General features: G+C 71.4%; 23 protein-coding genes. 13 read left to right on the top strand and 10 right to left on the bottom strand.

The window, feature by feature from the left end; translation table 11 throughout:
- Positions 1 to 107 precede the first annotated feature (107 nt).
- The gene (locus tag OHU89_RS09950) at positions 108 to 1043 is read left to right on the top strand and encodes a DMT family transporter (RefSeq protein ID WP_405641781.1); all 936 of its coding nucleotides are present in this window, start codon (positions 108 to 110) and stop codon (positions 1041 to 1043) included.
- Positions 1044 to 1082: 39 nt separating this feature from the next.
- Here the strand turns inward: OHU89_RS09950 and OHU89_RS09945 are convergent, their stop codons facing one another.
- Both OHU89_RS09945 and OHU89_RS09940 read right to left on the bottom strand, forming a co-directional pair.
- Positions 1083 to 1715: an FMN-binding negative transcriptional regulator gene (locus OHU89_RS09945; protein ID WP_405641780.1), complete on the bottom strand. Its 633-nt coding sequence runs from the start codon at positions 1713 to 1715 to the stop codon at positions 1083 to 1085.
- A complete protein-coding gene (locus tag OHU89_RS09940; RefSeq protein ID WP_405641778.1) occupies positions 1715 to 2398 on the bottom strand; it encodes a pyridoxamine 5'-phosphate oxidase family protein in 684 nt (227 codons plus the stop codon). The genes OHU89_RS09945 and OHU89_RS09940 overlap by 1 nt, the downstream gene beginning before the upstream one ends.
- A gap of 48 nt (positions 2399 to 2446) precedes the next feature.
- Between OHU89_RS09940 and OHU89_RS09935 the strand changes: the two genes are divergently transcribed.
- The gene (locus OHU89_RS09935) at positions 2447 to 3778 is read left to right on the top strand and encodes an aminotransferase class I/II-fold pyridoxal phosphate-dependent enzyme (protein WP_405641777.1); all 1332 of its coding nucleotides are present in this window, start codon (positions 2447 to 2449) and stop codon (positions 3776 to 3778) included.
- On the opposite strand, the gene OHU89_RS09930 is transcribed toward OHU89_RS09935, so the two are convergent.
- Entirely contained in the window at positions 3775 to 4773 is a 999-nt protein-coding gene (locus OHU89_RS09930) for a DMT family transporter (RefSeq protein WP_405641776.1), read from the bottom strand. The genes OHU89_RS09935 and OHU89_RS09930 overlap by 4 nt on opposite strands.
- 73 nt (positions 4774 to 4846) lie before the next feature.
- Here OHU89_RS09930 and OHU89_RS09925 point away from each other — a divergent pair, with 73 nt between their 5' ends.
- Positions 4847 to 5749, top strand: coding sequence for a LysR family transcriptional regulator (locus tag OHU89_RS09925; RefSeq protein ID WP_405641774.1), 903 nt, complete (start codon positions 4847 to 4849; stop codon positions 5747 to 5749).
- Between the two features lie 6 nt (positions 5750 to 5755).
- Here OHU89_RS09925 and OHU89_RS09920 read toward each other — a convergent pair whose 3' ends face one another.
- Entirely contained in the window at positions 5756 to 6223 is a 468-nt protein-coding gene (locus tag OHU89_RS09920; protein ID WP_266895302.1) for a pyridoxamine 5'-phosphate oxidase family protein, read from the bottom strand.
- A 139-nt stretch (positions 6224 to 6362) separates the two neighbouring features.
- Here OHU89_RS09920 and OHU89_RS09915 point away from each other — a divergent pair, with 139 nt between their 5' ends.
- Positions 6363 to 7016 (top strand): cysteine hydrolase, encoded by a 654-nt coding sequence (locus tag OHU89_RS09915; protein ID WP_405641772.1) that lies wholly within the window; start codon positions 6363 to 6365, stop codon positions 7014 to 7016.
- Here OHU89_RS09915 and OHU89_RS09910 read toward each other — a convergent pair.
- On the bottom strand, positions 6982 to 7401 hold the full coding sequence (locus OHU89_RS09910) for a Rieske (2Fe-2S) protein (RefSeq protein ID WP_266895305.1): 420 nt from the start codon (positions 7399 to 7401) through the stop codon (positions 6982 to 6984). The genes OHU89_RS09915 and OHU89_RS09910 overlap by 35 nt on opposite strands.
- A gap of 93 nt (positions 7402 to 7494) precedes the next feature.
- Between OHU89_RS09910 and OHU89_RS09905 the strand changes: the two genes are divergently transcribed.
- The 7 genes from OHU89_RS09905 (at position 7495) to OHU89_RS09875 (ending at position 13494) form a co-directional block, all read left to right on the top strand.
- Positions 7495 to 8259, top strand: a complete 765-nt coding sequence (locus tag OHU89_RS09905) for a HipA family kinase (protein ID WP_405641770.1) — start codon at positions 7495 to 7497, stop codon at positions 8257 to 8259.
- Entirely contained in the window at positions 8256 to 8672 is a 417-nt protein-coding gene (locus OHU89_RS09900) for a DUF3037 domain-containing protein (RefSeq protein WP_266895309.1), read from the top strand. The genes OHU89_RS09905 and OHU89_RS09900 overlap by 4 nt, the downstream gene beginning before the upstream one ends.
- Positions 8673 to 8797: 125 nt before the next feature.
- On the top strand, positions 8798 to 9559 hold the full coding sequence (gene fabG / locus OHU89_RS09895) for a 3-oxoacyl-ACP reductase FabG (protein WP_365407650.1): 762 nt from the start codon (positions 8798 to 8800) through the stop codon (positions 9557 to 9559).
- Positions 9560 to 9570: 11 nt separating this feature from the next.
- Positions 9571 to 10332 carry an SDR family oxidoreductase gene (locus tag OHU89_RS09890; RefSeq protein ID WP_405641767.1) on the top strand — a complete coding sequence of 254 codons (762 nt, stop codon included), beginning with the start codon at positions 9571 to 9573 and terminating at the stop codon, positions 10330 to 10332.
- 192 nt (positions 10333 to 10524) lie between these two features.
- Positions 10525 to 12108 (top strand): ABC transporter substrate-binding protein, encoded by a 1584-nt coding sequence (locus OHU89_RS09885; RefSeq protein ID WP_405641766.1) that lies wholly within the window; start codon positions 10525 to 10527, stop codon positions 12106 to 12108.
- A gap of 69 nt (positions 12109 to 12177) precedes the next feature.
- Entirely contained in the window at positions 12178 to 12861 is a 684-nt protein-coding gene (locus OHU89_RS09880) for a uracil-DNA glycosylase (RefSeq protein WP_266895314.1), read from the top strand.
- Positions 12862 to 12972: 111 nt separating this feature from the next.
- On the top strand, positions 12973 to 13494 hold the full coding sequence (locus OHU89_RS09875; RefSeq protein ID WP_405641764.1) for a hypothetical protein: 522 nt from the start codon (positions 12973 to 12975) through the stop codon (positions 13492 to 13494).
- 249 nt (positions 13495 to 13743) lie between these two features.
- Here OHU89_RS09875 and OHU89_RS09870 read toward each other — a convergent pair whose 3' ends face one another.
- From OHU89_RS09870 to OHU89_RS09860, 3 genes are all read right to left on the bottom strand, one after another.
- Entirely contained in the window at positions 13744 to 14229 is a 486-nt protein-coding gene (locus tag OHU89_RS09870) for a hypothetical protein (RefSeq protein WP_405641762.1), read from the bottom strand.
- Positions 14230 to 14341: 112 nt separating this feature from the next.
- On the bottom strand, positions 14342 to 14854 hold the full coding sequence (locus tag OHU89_RS09865; RefSeq protein WP_266832673.1) for a DinB family protein: 513 nt from the start codon (positions 14852 to 14854) through the stop codon (positions 14342 to 14344).
- Between the two features lie 41 nt (positions 14855 to 14895).
- Positions 14896 to 15492, bottom strand: coding sequence for a TetR/AcrR family transcriptional regulator (locus OHU89_RS09860; RefSeq protein WP_405641761.1), 597 nt, complete (start codon positions 15490 to 15492; stop codon positions 14896 to 14898).
- A 74-nt stretch (positions 15493 to 15566) separates the two neighbouring features.
- Between OHU89_RS09860 and OHU89_RS09855 the strand changes: the two genes are divergently transcribed.
- Together OHU89_RS09855 and OHU89_RS09850 are read left to right on the top strand one after the other, a co-directional pair.
- Positions 15567 to 16748 (top strand): FAD-dependent monooxygenase, encoded by a 1182-nt coding sequence (locus tag OHU89_RS09855; RefSeq protein WP_405641759.1) that lies wholly within the window; start codon positions 15567 to 15569, stop codon positions 16746 to 16748.
- A gap of 13 nt (positions 16749 to 16761) precedes the next feature.
- A complete protein-coding gene (locus tag OHU89_RS09850) occupies positions 16762 to 17667 on the top strand; it encodes a Gfo/Idh/MocA family protein (RefSeq protein ID WP_405641757.1) in 906 nt (301 codons plus the stop codon).
- Here OHU89_RS09850 and lnt read toward each other — a convergent pair.
- Entirely contained in the window at positions 17591 to 19156 is a 1566-nt protein-coding gene (gene lnt, locus OHU89_RS09845; protein ID WP_405641756.1) for an apolipoprotein N-acyltransferase, read from the bottom strand. The two genes, OHU89_RS09850 and lnt, sit on opposite strands and share 77 nt — an antisense overlap.
- Before the next feature lie 79 nt (positions 19157 to 19235).
- Positions 19236 to 19715, bottom strand: coding sequence for a nuclear transport factor 2 family protein (locus OHU89_RS09840; protein WP_405641755.1), 480 nt, complete (start codon positions 19713 to 19715; stop codon positions 19236 to 19238).
- Between the last annotated feature and the right edge of the window lie 22 nt (positions 19716 to 19737).

Below are 19737 nucleotides of genomic sequence, written 5' to 3'. Positions count from 1 at the left end.
AGATCACGCCCGGCTGTGCGCCGGGCGGAACGGTGCTGCCCGCGGACGAAGTCCACGGATCCCGCTGAGCCGGGTTCCTCACTTCTCCATGTCTGCGGAGACGACAAGTGTCGAATGCTGCTTCCGGCCTGCCCATCGGGCGAGGCCTTCTCTATCTGATCATCGCCGGTGCCGCCTGGGGCACCGCGGGCGCGGTCGCCGCGCTGGCCTACGGGGTCAGCGACCTGGGACCGGTCGCCCTGTCCTTCTGGCGCTGCGCTTCCGGGCTCGTACTGCTCACCGCCGTACGCCTGGTGCGCCCGCGGCCCCGGACCGCCGTACGGGAACCGCTCCGTCGCAAGGGACTGCGGGCGGGTGCCACGGGTCTTGGGCTCGCCGTGTTCCAGACCGGCTATTTCGCGGCGGTGGAGTCCACCGGACTCGCCGTGGCCACGGTCGTCACGCTCGGCGCGGGTCCCGTCCTCGTCGCGCTCGGCGCACGACTGACCCTGGGGGAGCGGCTCGGGCGCGGCGGGGCCGTCGCCGTCGTCGGCGCGCTCGCCGGTCTCGGGGTGCTGATGCTCGGCGGCGAGGGTTCCACCGTCCGCCCGTCGGGCGTTCTGCTCGGGCTGGTGTCGGCGGCCGGAGGGTCGTCGATGACGCTGCTCACGCGCCGCTGGGGTCGTGACGGCGGGGCGGACGCCGCCAGCACGTCCGTCGGGGTGTTCGCCGTCACCAGCGTGCTGCTGCTGCCGTTCGCCCTGGCCGAGGGCCTGGTGCCGCACACCGCGCGACCCGGCCTGCTGCTCCTGCTGCTGGTCTACCTCGCGGCCGTTCCCACGGCCCTCGCCTACGGCCTCTACTTCGCGGGCGCGGCCGCCGTACGGTCGGCCACCGTGTCCGTGATCATGCTGCTCGAGCCGGTCGGCGCGGCGGTACTCGCCGTCGTCCTGCTCGGCGAGCGGCTGACGACGCCGACCCTCGCCGGCACTCTGCTCATGCTCGGGGCTGTCACGGGGCTCGCGGTGACGGAGGCGCGCGGAGCGCAACGGCCGGTGGTCTGACGCCGGGGGGCCCTCACCTTGTGGTGAGGGCCCCTTCGCTCAGACTCCGCGGCGGCGGAGCAGATGCTCGCGCGCCGCCGCGTCACCCGGCCCGGACCGTTCCGTCAGCCTCTCCACGATCCGGTCCTGCACCTGCGGCGTCCGATGGTTCGCGTACTTGAACTTCGCGCGTACACCGGTGACTTCGAGCCGCACACCCCGCAGACCGGAGAGCAGTCGGCCGTACGGCGCCTCGCCGGCCGCCACCTCGGCGGAGCCACCTTCCGGCTGGAAGTGGCCGACCTGGCGGTTGAGCAGCGCGGCCTTCTCCGCCGGGTCGTCCACGACATGGGCCCGGCAACGGAGTTGGACCGCCGCGTAGAAGCTGGTCGGTGTGCCGTGCTCGGGTGGGCTGTCCGGGGGCGCCTGCCAGGGGCCGGGGATGTACGCGTAGTCGTCGACCACGCTCAGCACGACCTCCGGGTCCGCCAGCAGCGCGGCCCACATCGGGTTCGGCCGGGCCAGATGTGTCAGGACCACTCCGCGCGGGGCGTCGTACGTGAAGTGCAGCGGCTGGGCGTACGGCGGCTCGCCGTCCAGGCCGTTGACGACCAGCGTGCCGAAGTCGTGCACGGCCAGCCACTGTTGCCATTCGGCGTCGTCGTGGGGCGCGTCCCAGGGGTGGATCAGCATCACAGTGCCCCGAGGTAGTCGGGCAGTTCGGTCCCGGGGGCCAGGAGCGGGTCGGCGACCGGGGTCTCGTAGCCCTTGCGCAGCGGGACCACTCCGGCCCAGTGCGGGAGGTCGAGGTCCTCGGGCTCGTCGTTGACGCCACCCGTGCGGATCTTCGCGGAGACCTGGTCCAGGTCGAGCCGGATCACGGCGGTGGCGGCCAGCTCCTTCTTGTTGGCGGGCCGGGAGTCCTTGGAGCGGCCGGCCACGACCTGGTCGACGAGCGCGTCCAGGGCGAGGAGCTTCTCCTCGGGGTCCGTCACGTCGTACGCGGTGCCGTGCACCACCACGGACCGGTAGTTCATCGAGTGATGGAAGCCCGAGCGGGCCAGGATCAGCGCGTCGACATGGGTCACCGTCAGGCACACCGGCAGCCCCGGGTCGGCCTGGCCGGTCATCCGCAGCGGACGCGAGCCCGTCGAGCCGTGCACATAGAGCCGTTCGCCGATCCGGCCGAAGAGCGTGGGCAGCACGACCGGCGCTCCGTCCCGGACGAAGCCGAGATGGCAGACGCAGGCCTCGTCGAGTATCGCGTGCACGACCTCCTTGTCGTACGAGGCCCGGTCCGCGGAGCGGGTGGGGACCGTGCGGTCGGTCGCCGGGTAGGCGGTCGGCTGAGGCGTCGGCTGCTGGGTCCCCTGCATGACTCTCTCCATTTGCGGTCCGTGTTGCACTAGTGCATAATCTGCTTTGTGCTAGGAGGATACAAGATCCAGGGGCGTCGCGCAGCTGAGATCGCGGCGAGCGTCGAGCGTGCGGTGGGTTCCGGCGAGCTGGAACCTGGCCAACTGCTGCCGCCCATGAGGGAGTTGGCGGTCGAGCTGGAGGTGAATCCCAATACCGTCGCGGCCGCCTACCGGATCCTGCGGGAGCGCGGGGTCATCGAGACCGCGGGGCGCCGGGGCAGCAGAGTGCGGCCCCGACCGGCCACGACCGGGCGCGAGGCCGTCCGGGTGGATGTGCCCGAGGGGGTGCGCGACGTGGCGAACGGCAACCCGGACCCGGGGCTGCTGCCACAGCTGGGGAAGGTGTTCGCGGCGGCGGCCGAGCGGAACGACCGGGAGCCGGTCCTGTACGGCGACGCCGCCGTCGAGCCGGAGCTGGCGCGCCTGGCGCGGGCCGCGCTGGACGCCGACGGCGTTCCGGACGGGCCTGTCCATGTCGCCTCCGGTTCGCTCGACGTGGTCGAGCGCGTCCTCGCCGTCCACCTCAAGCCCGGCGACACCGTCGCCGTCGAGGATCCCGGCTGGGGCAGCCTGCTCGACCTCGTCCCGGCGGTCGGGCTGCGCACGGCTCCCGTCCGCGTCGACGACGAGGGGCCGCTCCCGGACGATGTGCGTCGGGTGCTGGGAGCGGGGGCGCGGGCGCTGATCGTGACCGACCGGGCGCAGAATCCGACCGGGGCGGCGGTGAGTGCTGGGCGGGCGAAGGCGTTGCGGGCGGTACTCAAGGAGTACCCGCAGGTGCTGCTCATCGAGGACGACCATGGGCACGGCATCGTGGATCTGCCACTGCATCCCTTGGCGGGTGTCACTCACAGCTGGGTGTTCGTGCGGTCGGCGGCCAAGGCGTACGGGCCGGATCTGCGGTTGGCCGTGTTCACCGGCGACGCCGTGACGGTCGACCGGGTGCGGGGGCGGCAGCGGGTGGGGCCCGGTTGGGTGAGCCGGATCGGTCAGCGGGCCCTGGCGGGGTTGTGGGCCGAGGGCGCGGTGGACACCAGGGCCGTGTCGGCGGCGTATGCCGGGCGGCGGGACGTGCTGATCGGGGCTCTGGCGGATCGTGGGATCGCCGCGCACGGCCGCAGTGGCATGAACGTGTGGATTCCGGTGCCGGACGAGACCGGAGCGGTGGCGCGGCTGCTGCACGCGGGGTGGGCGGTGGCCCCCGGGGCCCGCTTCCGGATGGGTGCGGGCCCCGGGATCCGGGTCACGGTGTCGACGTTGACGCAGCGGGAGGCGGTGTCGCTGGCGGAGGCCATCGCCGCGGCCGTCGAGGCCGGGCCGGTGCGGGGGTATGCCTAGCGGGCCGCGAGGTCGTGACGGGGGTGCGACTCGGCGTGGGCCGGTCGCGCCCCGCGGCGGAGCCGCGCGACGATACGGCCCCGCGCCCCTGACGGGGCGCTGTGGCGCACCTGGGTCAGAGCCGCGCCCGCCAGGACGATCACCGCTCCCACCGGTGTCGACCAGCTCAGCGACTCGCCGAGGATCGCGACGCCCGCGGCGGTGGCGATGACCGGGATGAAGTACGTGACCATCTGAGCGGTCGTGGGGCCGACCTCCGCGACCAGGCCGTACTGGATGAGGAGGGCCAGACCCGTCCCCAGGGCGCCCAGGGCGGCGATCGCCAGCAGGGGCGTCACGGCGAAGCGGCTGGGCAGGTCGGTGAACAGCGGGGTCACGACCGCCAGTTGCAGTGTCGCCAGCAGCAACTGGGCGCCGGCCATGGAGAGATGGGAATGGCCGACGCCGGCCAGCGTGCGACGGAGGTAGATCCAGCCGATCGGGTAGCTCAGCGAGGCCAGCAGGGCCATCGCGGTGCCTCGCGCGTCCAGACCGTGGAAGCCCTGCCACGCGCCCAGGACCGTCAGGACGCCGAGGAAGCCGAGGCCGAGACCGGCGACCCGGGTGCGCGTGGGGCGGTCCTCCGACAGGGCGACCAGCGACAGGGCCATCCCCCACAGCGGCGAGGTCGCGTTGCAGATGCCCGCGAGCGTGGACGGGATCGTCAGCTCCGCGTAGGCGAAGAGCGAGAAGGGCAGGGCGTTCAGCAGGAACGCGGCCACCGTCAGATGGCCCCAGGTGCGCGCCCCGCGCGGCAGCCGCTCCCGCTTCACCGCCATCGCCGCCGCCAGTACCGCCGTCCCGAACAGCAGCCGGCCCAGCGTGACCTGGAAGGGCGCGTACCCCTCGGTACCCACCTTGATGAGCAGGAAGCTGAAGCCCCAGATCAGCGAGAGGGCGGCGAAGCGCAGACGCCAGTCGAGGGTGCGGGTCCCGGTGTGGATGGCGGTGGTCATGGGACAACCCTGGCGCCGAACACCGCGTAGCACAATCGAGATTTTTGCCCCGGTATCTCGTAGCATTGCTTACATGTTGAACCTGGAGCGCCTGCGCACCCTCGACGCCCTCGCCAGGCACGGCTCGGTGAGCGGCGCCGCCGAGGGGCTGCACATCACGACCTCGGCCGTCTCGCAGCAGATGTCCAAGCTGGAGCGTGAGGTCGGCCAGCAGCTCCTCGCCAAGAACGGCCGGGGGGTGCGGCTCACGGACGCCGGCCGGCTGCTCGCCGAGCACGCGGCCCGCATTCTGTCTCAGGTCGAGCTCGCCCAGTCCGATCTGGAGGCCCAACGCGGGCAGGTCGTCGGTGAGTTGAGGCTCTCGGCGTTCCCGACCGCCGCGCGCGGACTGTTCCCCGCCGCACTCGCCGCCCTCAAGGCGGAGCACTCCGCGCTGCGGGTCCGCTCGTGCGAGCTGGAGCCGGAGCTCGGCATCGCGGGGGTGGTCCGCGGCGACCTCGACCTCGCCGTGGTCCTGGACTGGTACAACAAGCCGATGCCGCTGCCGGACGGCCTGGTCAAGGCGTCCGTCCTGGACGACCCGGCGGATGTCGCGATGCCGGTCGGGCACCGGCTCGCCGACCGTGACGAGGTGGACCTCGCCGAGTTCGCCGGCGACGAGTGGATCACCTGGGGACAGGGCGAGTTCTGCCACGAATGGCTGATGTTCACCCTGCGCTCCAAGGGCATCGAGCCCATCGTCGGCCACCGAGCCGCCGAGACCCACACCCAACTCGGGCTCGTCGCCGCCGGGTTGGGCATCTGTATCGCCCCGCTGCTGGGCCGGCACCCGATGCCCGACGGAGTCGTCACCGTCCCGCTCAAGCAGCGGGTCCGCCGGCATGTGTACGTCGTCTGGCGCGCGGACGCCGACCGCCGCCCGTCGATCAGGGCGGCGGTCGAGGCACTGCGCGAGGCCGCGGCGAAGGTCGGCTGAACTGCCCTACAGGACGGCGAGCTTGCGGAAGTCCCAGGACACGATCTTGTCCGGCGTCAGCCGCATCCACGCATGCCGTCCGTCGTGCGGCATCTCGTCCAGCCCGAAGTTCTTGCGCGCGAACAGCGTCTCCGGGACGTCGAGTTCGGCGTACAGATCCCCGACGCGCGGGGCCTCGCCCACGAAGTCCACGGCCCCGGACAGCTCGACGCCGCGCAGCTCGTCGTACTCCTCACCGGTGTCGATCACGATCGCGACCCGAGGATCGCGGCGCAGATCGGTCCAGCGCTTGCTCTTCAGCACCGAGTACAGCCACAACGAGGTGCCGTCCCAGGCGAACCAGAGCGTGCTGACATGCGGGGCGCCACCCGTCGACACGGTGGCGACTCGGCAGGTGCGCTGGCTGGTGAGGAACTCGTCCAGCTCGCCCGGCGTCATCATGATCTTCCGGCCCCGGCGCTGAGTGACGGTCATGCGGCCCCCTCTTCCTTCTCCCACGTCGTGCCAGAGGAGAGATCCTCTGACATCACGTCAGAAAAGGATGCGGCGTCTTCCGTCCCCACGCAATGGTGGCTACGCTCCCGGCTCCACCGCCGGCGACCAGGGGGCGACCGTGCCGTCGAACGAACAGCTCAGCGAGCTCCTCGAACCGCACTCCACGGTGCTGCTCACCGTCGAGTGCCAGCAGGGTGTCGTGGGCCCGGACAGCGCACTGCCCGAACTCGCCAAGGAGGCACGGTCGTCGGGCGCCCTCGCCAACGTCGCCCGGCTGGTGGCCGCCGCCCACGAGAGCGGGATCCAGGTGATCCACGCCCTCGCCGAACGCCGCCCCGACGGCCGCGGCGCCAACCGCAACGCCCGGCTGTTCCGCGCCGCCGAACGGCTCCCCGTCCAGCAGCTGTCCGGCACCACCGCGGTCCGGATCGCGGCCCCGATCGAGGTCACCGAGGAGGACTTCGTCGTACGACGACTGCACGGGCTGTCGCCGATCCAGGGCACCGACGTCGACCCGCTGCTGCGCAACCTGGGCTGCCGCACCCTCGTCGTCACCGGTGTCTCCGCCAACGTGGCGATCCCCAACGCCGTGTTCGACGCGGTCAACCGCGGCTACACCGTGGTCGTCCCGACGGACGCGATCGCCGGGGTGCCCTCCGACTACACCCCCGCGATGATCCGCAACACCCTCGCCCTGGTGGCGACCCTGGCGACCACGGCCGACGTGGTGGCCTGTCTCACGCGAGCGCGATCGAGTCGCCGCTCACCGTGATCTTCTGCTCGGGCAGCGGCTGGGTGGCGGGCCCCTTCTGCACGCTGCCGTCGGACACCGAGAACTCGCTCTTGTGGCACGGACAGGTGATGACCCCGTCGGAGATCCCCGTCACCGCGCATCCCTGATGGGTGCACTTCGACGAGAAGGCCTTGAACTCGCCCGCCGCGGGCTGGGTGACCACCACGCCCGCGTCCTTGAAGATCTTGCCGCCGCCCTCGGGTATGTCCGACGTCTTCGCGAGCGCGGTGCCGGAGGCGGCGGCGGACCCGTCGTCGTCCGACCCGCACGCGTTCAGCGTGAGGGCGAGCCCCGCCGCCCCCACCGCCGCCACGACGGTGCGCCGACTCGGTGCCGAGGTGGGATGAAGCGATTCGCTGGACATGGTCACGTCCCCTTCCACGGATATCTCGTGAACTGCCCAGGGGTACGGACCCGGCGTGCCCGTTGTTCAGACACCCCTCGGTAACCTGGGGCGATGCTCAAGGAAGCCATCGCGACCCGCTTCATCACGCCCCTGCGTGAGGGCGGCTCGCTGCCGGGGCTCGTCGAGGCCGACGATCTCGGGACCTACGTCATCAAGTTCACCGGCGCCGGGCAGGGCCGCAAGACGCTCGTCGCCGAGGTCGTCGTCGGTGAACTCGCCCGCCGTCTAGGCTTCCGGGTACCCCGGTTGGTGACGCTCGCCCTGGACCCGGTGCTCGGCCTCGGTGAGCCCGAGCAGCAGGTCCAGGACCTGCTCCGCGGCAGCGGCGGCGCCAACCTCGGCATGGACTTCCTCTCCGGCGCCCTCGGCTTCGACCCGCTCGCCTTCACGGTGGACCCGGAGGAGGCCGGCCGGATCGTCTGGTTCGACGCGCTGGTCAACAACGTCGACCGCTCCTGGCGCAACCCCAACCTGCTGATGTGGCACGGCGATCTGTGGCTCATCGACCATGGCGCGACCATGATCTGGCACCACAACTGGCCCGGGGCCGAGGCCTCCGCGGCCCGCCCCTACGACGCCTCCGACCACGCCCTCGCACGCTTCGGGCCGGACGTCGAGGCCGCCGCCGCGCACCTGGCACCCCTCGTCACCGAGGACCTCCTCGCCGAGGTCACCGCCGAGATCCCGGACGTCTGGCTGGCCGACGAGCCCGGCTTCGACACCCCGGAAGACCTCCGCCGCGCCTACGCCCGCCCGCTGCACGCCCGTGCCGCCGTCATCCACGACCGCATCAACGGCATCGAGGGAACCAAGTGACCGAGCGCCACATCATCCGGGGGAGCGAGCGCAACGACCGGGACGTCTACGAGTACGCGCTGCTGAGGGTCGTCCCCCGCATCGAGCGCGGCGAGTGCATCAACGCCGGGGTGCTCGTGTACTGCCGTGCCAAGGCGTACGTCGGCGTCCGCACCCACCTCGACGAGGCCAAGCTGCTGATCCTCGACCCGGACGCGGACGTGGCCGGCGTGCGGGCCGCACTGCGTGCCGTCGAGAGCGTGGGTGCCGGCGGCGAAGAGGCGGGTCAGGCCGCGTCCGACGACGCCGGGCGGCGCTTCCGCTGGCTGATCGCGCCCCGCTCGACGGTTGTCCAGCCCGGCCCCGTGCACACCGGACTCACCGCCGATCCGACGGCCGAGCCGGAGCGCCTGCTCAACCTCCTGGTGAGGTAATGGATCACACTCGGCTCATGTGACGTTGACACCGGGTGCCAGGGCTTCTAGCGTCACGTCTGCTGAAGGTACTAAGCGGTCGCTCACCAGATGGGCGTCCTTCTCGAGGGCGAGGAGAACCAGCAATGTCCACCACTGAGCAGCGGGTCGCCGTGGTCACCGGCGGAGCGCGGGGCATCGGCGCCGCCACCGCCGTACGACTGGCCGCCGAGGGCCGCGCGGTCGCCGTGATCGACCTCGACGAGGCCGCCTGCAAGGACACCGTGGAGAAGATCACCGCGGCGGGCGGCAAGGCGATCGCGGTCGGCGCGGACGTCTCCGACGAGGCCCAGGTCGAGGCGGCCGTCGCCCGGGTCGTCGCCGAACTCGGCGCCCCGACGATCCTCGTCAACAACGCGGGCGTGCTCCGCGACAACCTGCTGTTCAAGATGAGCGTCGCGGACTGGGACACCGTCCTCGGCGTCCACCTGCGTGGCTCCTTCCTGATGACGAAGGCCGTTCAGAAGCACATGGTCGACGCCGGCTTCGGCCGCGTGGTCAACCTGTCCTCCTCCTCGGCGCTCGGCAACCGCGGCCAGGCCAACTACTCCGCGGCCAAGGCCGGTCTCCAGGGCTTCACCAAGACCCTCGCCATCGAGCTCGGCAAGTTCGGCATCACCGCCAACGCCGTCGCCCCCGGCTTCATCGCCACTGACATGACCGCCGCCACCGCGGCCCGCGTCGGCATGGGCTTCGAGGAGTTCAAGGCCGCGGCCGCCACCCAGATCCCCGTCGCCCGTGTCGGCTACCCCGAGGACATCGCCAACGCGATCGCCTTCTTCACCGACGAGGCCGCCGGCTTCGTCTCCGGCCAGGTGCTGTACGTGGCCGGCGGACCGCTCGACTAGGGATCACGGACATGACTGAACTTCCTGAGCTCTCCGGCAAGGTCGCCCTCGTCACGGGCGCCAGCCGCGGTATCGGCTACGGCGTCGCCGAGGCGTTCGTCGCCCGCGGCGACCGCGTGATCATCACCGGCCGCAACGAGGACGCCCTGAAGGAGGCCGTCGAGCAGCTCGGCGCTGACCGGGTCGTCGGCGTCGCCGGCAAGGCCCACGACGAGGAGCACCAGGCCGTCGCCGTCGCGCGTGCCATGGAGGCCTTCGGCCGCGTCGACTACCTGATCAACAACGCCGGTACCAACCCGGTGTTCGGGCCGATCGCCGACCTCGACCTGAACGTGGCCCGCAAGGTGTTCGAGACCAACGTGATCTCGGCGCTCGGCTTCGCGCAGAAGACCTGGCACGCCTGGCAGAAGGACAACGGCGGCGCGATCGTCAACATCGCCTCCGTCGCGGGTGTCGCGCCCTCGCCCTTCATCGCCGCGTACGGCGTCAGCAAGGCCGCCATGATCAACCTGACCGCGCAGCTCGCCCACGAGTTCGCGCCCAAGGTGCGGGTCAACGCGATCGCCCCGGCGGTCGTGAAGACCAAGTTCGCGCAGGCCCTGTACGAGGGCCGGGAGGCCGAGGCCGCCGCGTCCTACCCGCTGGGCCGGCTCGGTGTGCCCTCCGACATCGGCGGCGCCGCGGCGTTCCTGACCTCCGCGCAGTCCGACTGGATCACCGGCCAGACGCTCGTCGTCGACGGCGGCATCTTCCTCAACGCCGGCGTCGGCTGACCGGCCTCGCACGCATCACGGGCGCCACTGGACACCAGTGGCGCCCGTGTCCATGTACACCACGTGCACAGGCCCTCGACAACGCCGACACAGCAGCGCCTCCTGTCCACACGCCGGAGGACCCGGTTCAGGTCGGGTAAAGCTGCGGTATGGTCTGCCAACCCTTGGTATGGCAGCTCGAGGAGCGTGCGCGTGTTCAACCGGATCAGAGGCCTTCGGCGGATAGCAGCCATCGCATCCATATCGTCGCTGGTGGCCGGATGTGGTGTGTTCTCCTCGGATTCCTCCGATGGCGGGGACCCGATCGTCGTCGGAACCACCAGTGCCCCGGCCACGCTGGACCCCGCGGCTTCCTGGGACAACTCCTGGGAGCTGTTCCGCAACGTCTATCAGACGCTCCTGAACTATTCCCCCGGTGGCACCGACCCCGAGCCCGACGCCGCCGAGAGCTGCGAGTTCACGGACACGTCGAGCACCGAGTACAGCTGCACGCTGCGCGAGGGCCTGAAGTTCTCCAACGGGCACAGACTGGACGCCAAGGCCGTCAAGTACTCGATCGACCGGATCAAGAAGATCAACGTCAACGGCGGCCCCGCGGGCCTGCTGGGCACTCTCTCCCGTGTGCAGGTGAAGAGCGATCTCGAGGTCGTCTTCCATCTCAGCCAGCCCGACGCCACGTTCCCCCTGGTGCTCACCACGCCCGCCATGTCGATCGTGGACCCCGAGGAGTACTCCGCGACCGAGATCCGTAAGGACGGCGAGATCAGCGGCTCGGGGCCCTACACCCTCGACGCCTACGACGAGGGCAAGAAGGCCGAACTCGTCGGCAACGACAACTACAAGGGCATTGCGGATCCCAAGAACAGCGCCGTCACCATCCGCTACTTCCCGCAGTCGGACGACATGGTCGACGCCCTCAGGAGCAAGGAGATCTCGGTCGTCTACCGCGGTCTCGCCGCCTCCGACACCGTGGACATCGAGGAGAACCAGCGCAAGGAAGGGCTCCAGCTGGTTGAGAACGCCACCTCCGAGATCAGTTACCTGGTGTTCAACCCCAGCGACCCGTGGGCCGCGAAGCCCGCGGTCCGCAAGGCCGTCGCCCAGATCGTCGACCGCGCGGCGCTCGTGCACAAGGTCTACAAGGACACCGTCCAGCCGCTGTACTCGATGGTCCCGGCCGGACTCACCGGCCACACGACGGGCTTCTTCGACGACTTCGGAAGCCCCAGCGTGGCCAAGGCCAAGCGGCTCCTCACACAGGCGGGGATCACCGAGCAGGTCCCGCTGATCCTCTGGTACACCACCGACCGCTACGGCTCGACGACCAAGCCCGCCTTCGAGGAGCTGAAGAAGCAGCTGGAGGCCTCCGGCCTGTTCACGATCACCCTCAAGAGCCGCCCGTGGAAGACCTATGTCGAGGGCTACCAGAAGGGCGAGTACCCGGTGTTCGGGCGCGGTTGGTTCCCCGACTTCAACGACGCCGACAACTTCATCGCACCCTTCGTGGGTGAGCAGAACGCGCTCGGCACCCCGTACGACGCCCCCGAGATCACCGGGAAGCTGCTGCCGGAGTCGCGCGCGGAGAGCGACCGCGGGGCCGTGACCCAGCAGATCGAGGACGCTCAGCAGATCCTCGTGGACGACGCACGGCTGCTGCCGCTGTGGCAGGGCAAGCAGTACGTGGCCGCGGACGAGGAGGTCGGCGGTCTGGAGAACGTCATCGACCCGGCGACCATGATGACGATGTGGGAGCTGTACCGGAAGACCAGCTGGTAGCGGCGCGATGTCAGTGGTCGCCTGTAGGTTCTGAGACCTGAAGTGACCGCACGACATAAGGACGTTGACGTGACCGACATCGCCATGCTGCCCGAGTCCTGGCGCGGGGTCCTGGGCGACGAGCTCCAGCAGCCCTATTTCAAGGAGCTGACCGAGTTCGTCGAGGAGGAGCGGGCGAAGGGTCCCGTCTATCCGCCGCGCGAGGAGGTCTTCGCCGCGCTGGACGCGACGCCGTACGACGGGGTGAAGGTCCTGATCCTCGGTCAGGACCCTTACCACGGCGAGGGCCAGGGTCACGGTCTGTGCTTCTCGGTGCGCCCCGGGGTGAAGACCCCGCCCTCGCTCCGGAACATCTACAAGGAGATGAAGGAGGAGCTGGGCACGCCGATCCCGGACAACGGCTATCTGCTGCCGTGGGCCGAGCAGGGTGTCCTGCTGCTCAACGCGGTGCTCACCGTCCGGGCCGGCGAGGCGAACTCGCACAAGGCCAAGGGCTGGGAGAAGTTCACCGACGCGGTCATCCGCGCGGTGGCCGACCGGCCCGACCCGGCGGTCTTCGTGCTGTGGGGCAACTACGCCCAGAAGAAGCTCCCGCTGATCGACGAGAGCCGGCACATCGTGGTCAAGGGCGCGCACCCCTCGCCGCTGTCGGCGAAGAAGTTCTTCGGCTCCCGTCCGTTCACGCAGATCAACGAGGCGGTGGCGCTCCAGGGCCACGAGGCGATCGACTGGACGATCCCGAACCTGGGCTGACTGCCGCCGGGCCGGTTCCCCGCCGGACCGGCCCGGTGCCGCCTGACCGGGATTGTCGGTGGGGGCCGTTAGCGTCGGGTGGTATTGACCGACGAGTGCCCGGAGGACGCGGTGGCGGAGCGACAGGAGCAGACGGCGCCCGATGCCGTGATGACGCGGATCGGGCAGGTCGTCATGCTGCATCACGCGGGGGACCGCGAAGAGGCCCGGCACCGCTTCCTGGACCTGTGGGCGGAGATCGGCGAGGACGGCGACCCGCTGCACCGCTGCACCCTCGCCCACTACATGGCCGACGCCCACGACGACCCCTCGGACGAACTCGCGTGGGACCTGAGGGCGTTGACGGCCGCCGAGGAACTCACGGACGACCGTCTCGCCGAGCACGAGAGCGCGCTCGCGGTCAGGGCGCTGTACCCCTCGCTGCATCTGAACCTGGCGGCCGACTATGTGAAGCTCGGCCGCTCCGACGCCGCCCGCACGCATCTGCGCCGGGCGCGAGGGGCGGCGGAATCACTCGCCGACGACAGCTACGGCGACGGGGTACGGGCGGCCATCAGCCGACTGGAGCTGCGGCTCGGGGAAGACGGTTCCTCCGGCACCGGAGGGTGGCGGCCGCCGCGACAGCGGCCCTGAGACGGGGACTGGGCGGCGTGGCCGGTGGGGCGGCTGAGGGCGTGGCCGGTGAGGCAGCAAGCCGATGGGTCGGCACCCCCACGACCCTCGCCCGGCACCCCCACGCCCCCTTGCCCGGCACCTCGCGGCGCCCAGGCCAGCACCGTCGCGTGGCTCGGCAGATGCCCGCCGGCACGTCTGGCGGGGACGCCCGCCACGCGGCCTCGGCTAACGTCCGCCACGCGGCTGACGTCCGCCACGCAGGCCCGGCTAACGCCCGTACGTCCGTTCGCAGATCACCGCCTCCGGGCTGTCCTTGCGCCACCCGCCGTACTGCTTGCCGAGCTTGCAGACGTCCGGGTGCTTCGGGACCTGGGCGGTGACGTCGGGAATCTCGACGTGCGGGCGCGGGGCCTCGGGGTGTCCGGTATGGGGATGGGCCGGCCGGGCGTGCGGCTGTGCGCGCGGCGCCTGTTGCCCGGGCGCCGGTGCGGCGGCGGAGGAGGAGGGTGCCTCCTTCGGTCGGGGCGCACTCCGTCTCGACTTGCGGGACGACTCGATCAGCTGCAGGGCCTCCTGGGCCGGTGCCTGCACGACCTGCGGCTCCGCCCGGCCGTCGGGCCGGGGCGCCGCCGGCTGGGACGGCACCACCGGCGGGCCCGGGGCGACGGATGGGTGCTGGACGGTCACACAGCCGGAGAGGGCCGAGACGGCCACGGTGACCAGGAGCGTTGCGGTCGTCGTCGTTCGATGCACCCGCGCAACTCTGCTGGGTCGCAGCGGGTTTGGGACAGCGGACGAGCGGAGGTTGCCCCGCACGGGTGATCTCCGGCCCCGTACGGAGGGCGGGCCCTCCGCGAGGGTGACGTCAGTCGCCGGTCGCGCCGTCGAGGCGCTCGCGGATCAGGTCGGCGTGGCCGTTGTGCCGGGCGTACTCCTCGATCATGTGGGTGTAGATCCACCGCAGGTTGAAGCGCTCGCCGGTGCGCCGGTGCTTGCCCGCGGACATGTCGTCCAGCCCGAAGCCGGCCGCGTTGCGCCGGGCGACCTCGATCTCGGCCTGCCAGGTGGCGTGGGCCTCCTCCCAGGTGTCCGCCTCGGTGAGATGGAACTCGCCGTCCGGGTCCTCGTCGCTGTAGTAGAGCGGCCCCTGATCGTCGTCGGCCAACACCTTGCGGAACCAGCCCCGCTCGCACTCCGCCAGATGGCGCACCAGTCCCATCAGGGACAGCTCCGAGGGCTCCACGGCGGCGGTCCTGAGCTGTGCGTCGGTCAGGCCCTCGCACTTCCAGGCCAGGGTCTGCCGGTGGTAGTCGAGCCAGCCCTCCAGCATGGTCCGCTCGTCGGCGTCGGTCGCGGGTTCACTTCGCTGCGTCGTCATGCCCGCATCGTGTCCCAATCCACCAGGTCCGGCCACGTATTTCAGGCGCCGAGCATCCCGTCGAGCAGTTCCCGCAGCCCCGCCCGCACCTCCTCCGGCCCCGGCACCCGCGTACTGAACGACCCGGCCACGCAGGAGAACATCAGCCCGTCCGCCCAGGCCACCAGGGACAGCACATGCCGGTCCGGTGCGGTGGAGCCCATGGCCGTGAGGAGGACGGCGAGCTGGTCCCGGAAGCGGGCGCCGGTGGCGTCGAAGTAGGCCCGCAGCTCGGGGCGGCGCGTGGCCTCCAGGGCCAGTTCGTAGCGGGCGAGGGTCAGTTCGCGGTGGTGGGTGAGGGCGCGGTGCGTCGCCAGCGCCAGCGCCTCGACCAGCGCGGGGAGGCCGGCCTGCGGGTCCGGCATCTCGTCGAGCGCCAGCACCTTCGCCTCGCGGTCGGCCAGCCGGCGCACCGCCAGCTCCAGCAGCGCCTGTCGGGTGCGGGCGAGATTCGACGTGGAGCCCTGGGGCAGCGCGGCCACCTCGTCGACGGCCCGGTGGGTGAGCCCGCGCATTCCGCGCTCGGCGAGCAGGGCGAGCGCGGTGTCGGCGACGAGGTCGGTACGGGAGGCCGGGGCCGGTTCGGTGCGTACGGGCATGGAGCTCAATCTACCCGGCGCACTACAGCTGTAGTACGGTTGGTGTGGAACTACACCTGTAGTGAGGAATGGTCATGACACAGACCCGGCGCGTAGTCGTCATCGGCGGCGGCATAGGCGGCCTGGCCGCGGCCGCCGCCCTGCACCTGAGCGGCCGGCAGGTCACCGTCCTGGAGCGGGCCCGCTCCCTGGAGCCGGTCGGTGCCGCGATCTCCCTGGCCCCCAACTCCCTGCGCGCCCTGGACGTCATCGGCATCGGCGACGAGATCCGCGACCTCGCCGCCTGGACGGGCGACGGCGGCCTGCGCACCCCCGGGGGGCGCTGGCTCTCCCGATCCAGCGCCGCCGCAGCGGCCGAGCGCTTCGGCGGCCCGCTCGTGCTGCTGCACCGGGCCACCCTCATCAACAGCCTGGCCGCACTGCTCCCACCCGACGCCATCCGCACGGCAGCCGAGAGCACCCTCGTCGACCCCGGCGACGCCCGCCGCCCGGCCCGTGTGCGGACGCCCGACGGCGAGCTGGAGGCCGACCTCGTCGTCGCCGCCGACGGCGTCCGCTCCGCCGTACGCGCCACGCTGTTCCCGGACCACCCCGGCGCCGTCTACTCCGGATTCACCACCTGGCGCGTGGTGATCCCCGTGCCCGCCACGGAGTTCGCCTCGCACGAGACCTGGGGCCGGGGCCGCATCTGGGGCACCCACCCGCTCAAGGACGGCCGGGTCTACGCGTACGCCGCCGCCCTGGCGCCCGCGGGGGAGCGGGCCCCGGACGAGAGGGCCGAACTCGTCCGCCTATACGGCGACTGGCACGACCCCATCCCCGCCGTGCTCGTCGCCGCCCGCCCCGAGGACGTCCTGCGCCACGACGTCCACCACATCGCCGAACCCCTGCCCGCCTTCCACCGCGGCCGGGTCGTCCTCCTCGGCGACGCCGCGCACGCCATGCCCCCGACCCTCGGCCAGGGCGGCAACCAGGCCATCGAGGACGCGGTCGTTCTGGCACACCATGCGGACGACCTGGCCGCCTATTCGGCGGCACGCCTTCCCCGTACCACCGCCATGGCCCGCCAGGCCGTCAGGATCGGACGCCTCAACATGACGCCGAGCCGCGCCCTCGTGGCCGTACGCAACTCCGCGATCGCCGCACTCTCCCTGGCCGGCCCGGCCCTCTTCCTGCGCGGATTCGACGGCATCGCCGACTGGCGGCCGCCGCAGCCGCCGTATGCTTCGGTCGTGTCGGACGCGGGCAAGCGGTAGGGAGAACCCAGTAGTGAAGGTCGGCTGCATCGGACTCGGCGACATCGCCCGGAAGGCCTATCTGCCGGTGCTCGGCGGTCTGCCCGGCGCCGAACTCCATCTGCAGACCCGCACCCCGGCCACGCTGGCCCGGGTCGCCGACGGCCTCCATCTGCCCGGGGCCCGGCGCCATCAGGACCTCGACTCACTTCTCGCCGTCGGGCTCGACGCGGCCTTCGTGCACGCGCCCACCGTCGTGCACCCCGAGATCGTGACGCGGCTGCTGGAGGCGGGCGTACCGACGTACGTCGACAAGCCGCTTGCGTACGAACTCGCCGACTCGGAGCGGCTGGTGGCCCTCGCGGAGGAGCGGGAGGTGTCTCTCGCGGTCGGCTTCAACCGGCGCTACGCGCCCGGGTACGCACAGTGCGCCGACCATCCGCGCGAGCTGATCCTCATGCAGAAGAACCGGATCGGGCTGCCGGAGGAGCCGCGGTCCATGATCCTCGACGACTTCATCCATGTCGTCGACACCCTGCGCTTCCTCGCTCCGGGCCAGGTCGACGACGTCACCGTGCGCGCCCGCGTCCAGGACGGGCTGCTCCATCACCTGGTGCTCCAGCTCTCCGGCGACGGCTTCACCGCGCTCGGCGTGATGAACCGGCTCAGTGGCTCGGCCGAGGAGATCCTGGAGGTGTCCGGGCAGGACACCAAGCGTCAGGTGGTCAACCTCGCCGAGGTCATCGACCACAAGGGGCAGCCGACCGTGCGGCGGCGCGGGGACTGGGTTCCGGTCGCCCGGCAGCGGGGCATCGAGCAGGTCGTCATGGCCTTCCTGGACGCGGTGCGCGCGGGGAAGGTGGTCAGCGCCCGGGATGCGCTGGCGACCCATGAGCTGTGCGAGCGGGTGGTACGCGCGGTCCAGGAGCGGGCCACCTGAGCCGCAGGGCCCGGGCTCCCTGCCCCGCGCACCAGACGGCGACGATGAGCAGCGCCGCGTGGGGCATCCAGTCGCCGAAGCGGACGTACGGCGTGACACCCGTGGCCAGCGGTACCTCATAGACCGTCGTCGCGCTCGCGCTCGTACCGAGCCATGAGCCGATCCGCTCTCCCTCCGGGCCGTAGACGGCCGAGACACCGGTCAGGGTCGAGTGGACCATCGGGCGGCCCGTCTCGGCGGCGCGCAGGGCGGCGAGCGAGGCGTGCTGGTCGGGGGCCCAGCTGTGCTGGAAGGTCGACGTCGACGACTGGGCGATCAGCACCTCCGCACCGTCCTCGGCGAGATGCCGGCTCATGTCGGGGAACGCGGACTCGAAGCAGACCATCGGACCGACCCTCAGCCCGTGGCCGACGTCCATCACGACCTGTTCGGAGCCCTGCCTGCGGTTCTCGCCCGCCGCCTTGCCGACCGAGGTCGCCCAGCCGAGCAGTGAGCGGAAGGGGATGTACTCACCGAAGGGCACGAGCCGCATCTTGTCGTAGCGATCGCCGGTGAGGCCGTCGGGGCCGACGAGCACCGAGCTCTTGTAGATGCCGGGCTTGTCGGAGCGCCGGGCGTCCACGTTGACGAGGATGTCGGCGCCGGTCTCGCTCGAGAGCGCGGCGAGCCTGCGGGCGAGGTCGGGCCGGTCGACGAGGTCGAAGCCGACACTGCTCTCGCCCCACACGACCAGGTCGACGTCCTGCCCGGCCAGTTGACGGGTGAGCTGTTCCTCGCGGACGAAGCGCCGGTCGCCGCCCTCGATGACACCCGGCTGTACGACGGCGATCCGTACGCCGCCGTCGGCGTCCGGGCGCGGCGACCACAGCCAGGCCGCCGAGGTGGCGGCGGCCGTGGCCACGAGAGCGGCCAGCGCGGGAACGCGGGACTGCCGGACGGTGATCAGCACGGCGACCGCGACGTTCACGGCCACCACCAGGAAACTGATCAGCCACACCCCGCCCACCGAGGCCAGCCGCAGCGCCGGCTCCACCTCCCACTGACTGGCGCCGAGCATCCCCCACGGCCCGCCGAGGCCCTGCCAGGAACGGACGAGCTCCACCAACAGCCAGCCCGAGGGCAGGACGAGAAGGGCGCCGCAGATCCGGCCGCGCGAGGGCGTCCCGGCGAGGAAGCGGCGGACCAGCCATCCCCAGGGCGCCCACAGTGCGCCGAGGAGGGCCGCGATGACGAACGTGAACACATGCAGGCTCGGCAGCAGCCAGTGGTGCATGGCCAGCATGAAGCCGAGCCCGCCGAACCAGCCGTCGTACGCCGCCCTCTTCGCGGTCGGAGCGGAGCGGACCAGGGCGATCCAGGGGACCAGGGCGACGTAGGCGAACCACCACAGGGACGGGGCGGGAAAGGCGAGCACGGGCAGGGCGCCGGACAGCGCGACGACGGTGGAACGCCGCCAGGGGGAGGTGAGCCAGTGGCCGAGCGTCTTCATACGGCGCCTCCTACCCCGTGCGTCCCTCCAGTGTGCGTGGTGCGGACGCCCCGGGGACAGAGGGCGTCGGATCAGTTGATCATGGACGTGGGGCGGGGGCAGGGAGGCGCCGCCACTTCTCCTGCACGACGACCTCGCGGAGCCGCCAGCCGTCGTGCGTGCGCAGCAGCCCGAAGGCGTAGCGGCCGCCGCAGATGAAGTCCGGGGCCGCACCGGCTCCGTCGCCGTCCCGGTCGATGCGCATCGGATTGACGTAGTCGGCCTGCACGCGGGCCGTGTCGCCCGTGTCGTGGTCCCACTGGCCGAAGGTGATACGCCGGTTGACGATCAGATGCTGCCGCATCGAGAACACCCGCAGGCTCTCCGTGAGCCAGGTGGCGACCTGCCCGGCGTCTCCCTCGACACCGCCGGCCGAGCGGTAGTCCGCACGTCCGTCCGGGGTGAACAGCTTTCGGTACCCCTCCCAGTCGCCGTCGTCCACGGCCACCGCGTACTCGGTGATCAGTTCGTCGACGGCCAGCCGGTCCATCACGGTGGCGAGCTCCACACGCTGAGTCATCGGCTCAGTGTTGGGCATGGGG

Source organism: Streptomyces sp. NBC_00019 (genome assembly GCF_045041015.1).
In the GTDB taxonomy this organism is placed as follows: domain Bacteria; phylum Actinomycetota; class Actinomycetes; order Streptomycetales; family Streptomycetaceae; genus Streptomyces.
This window is presented reverse-complemented; position numbering and strand designations above follow the sequence as displayed.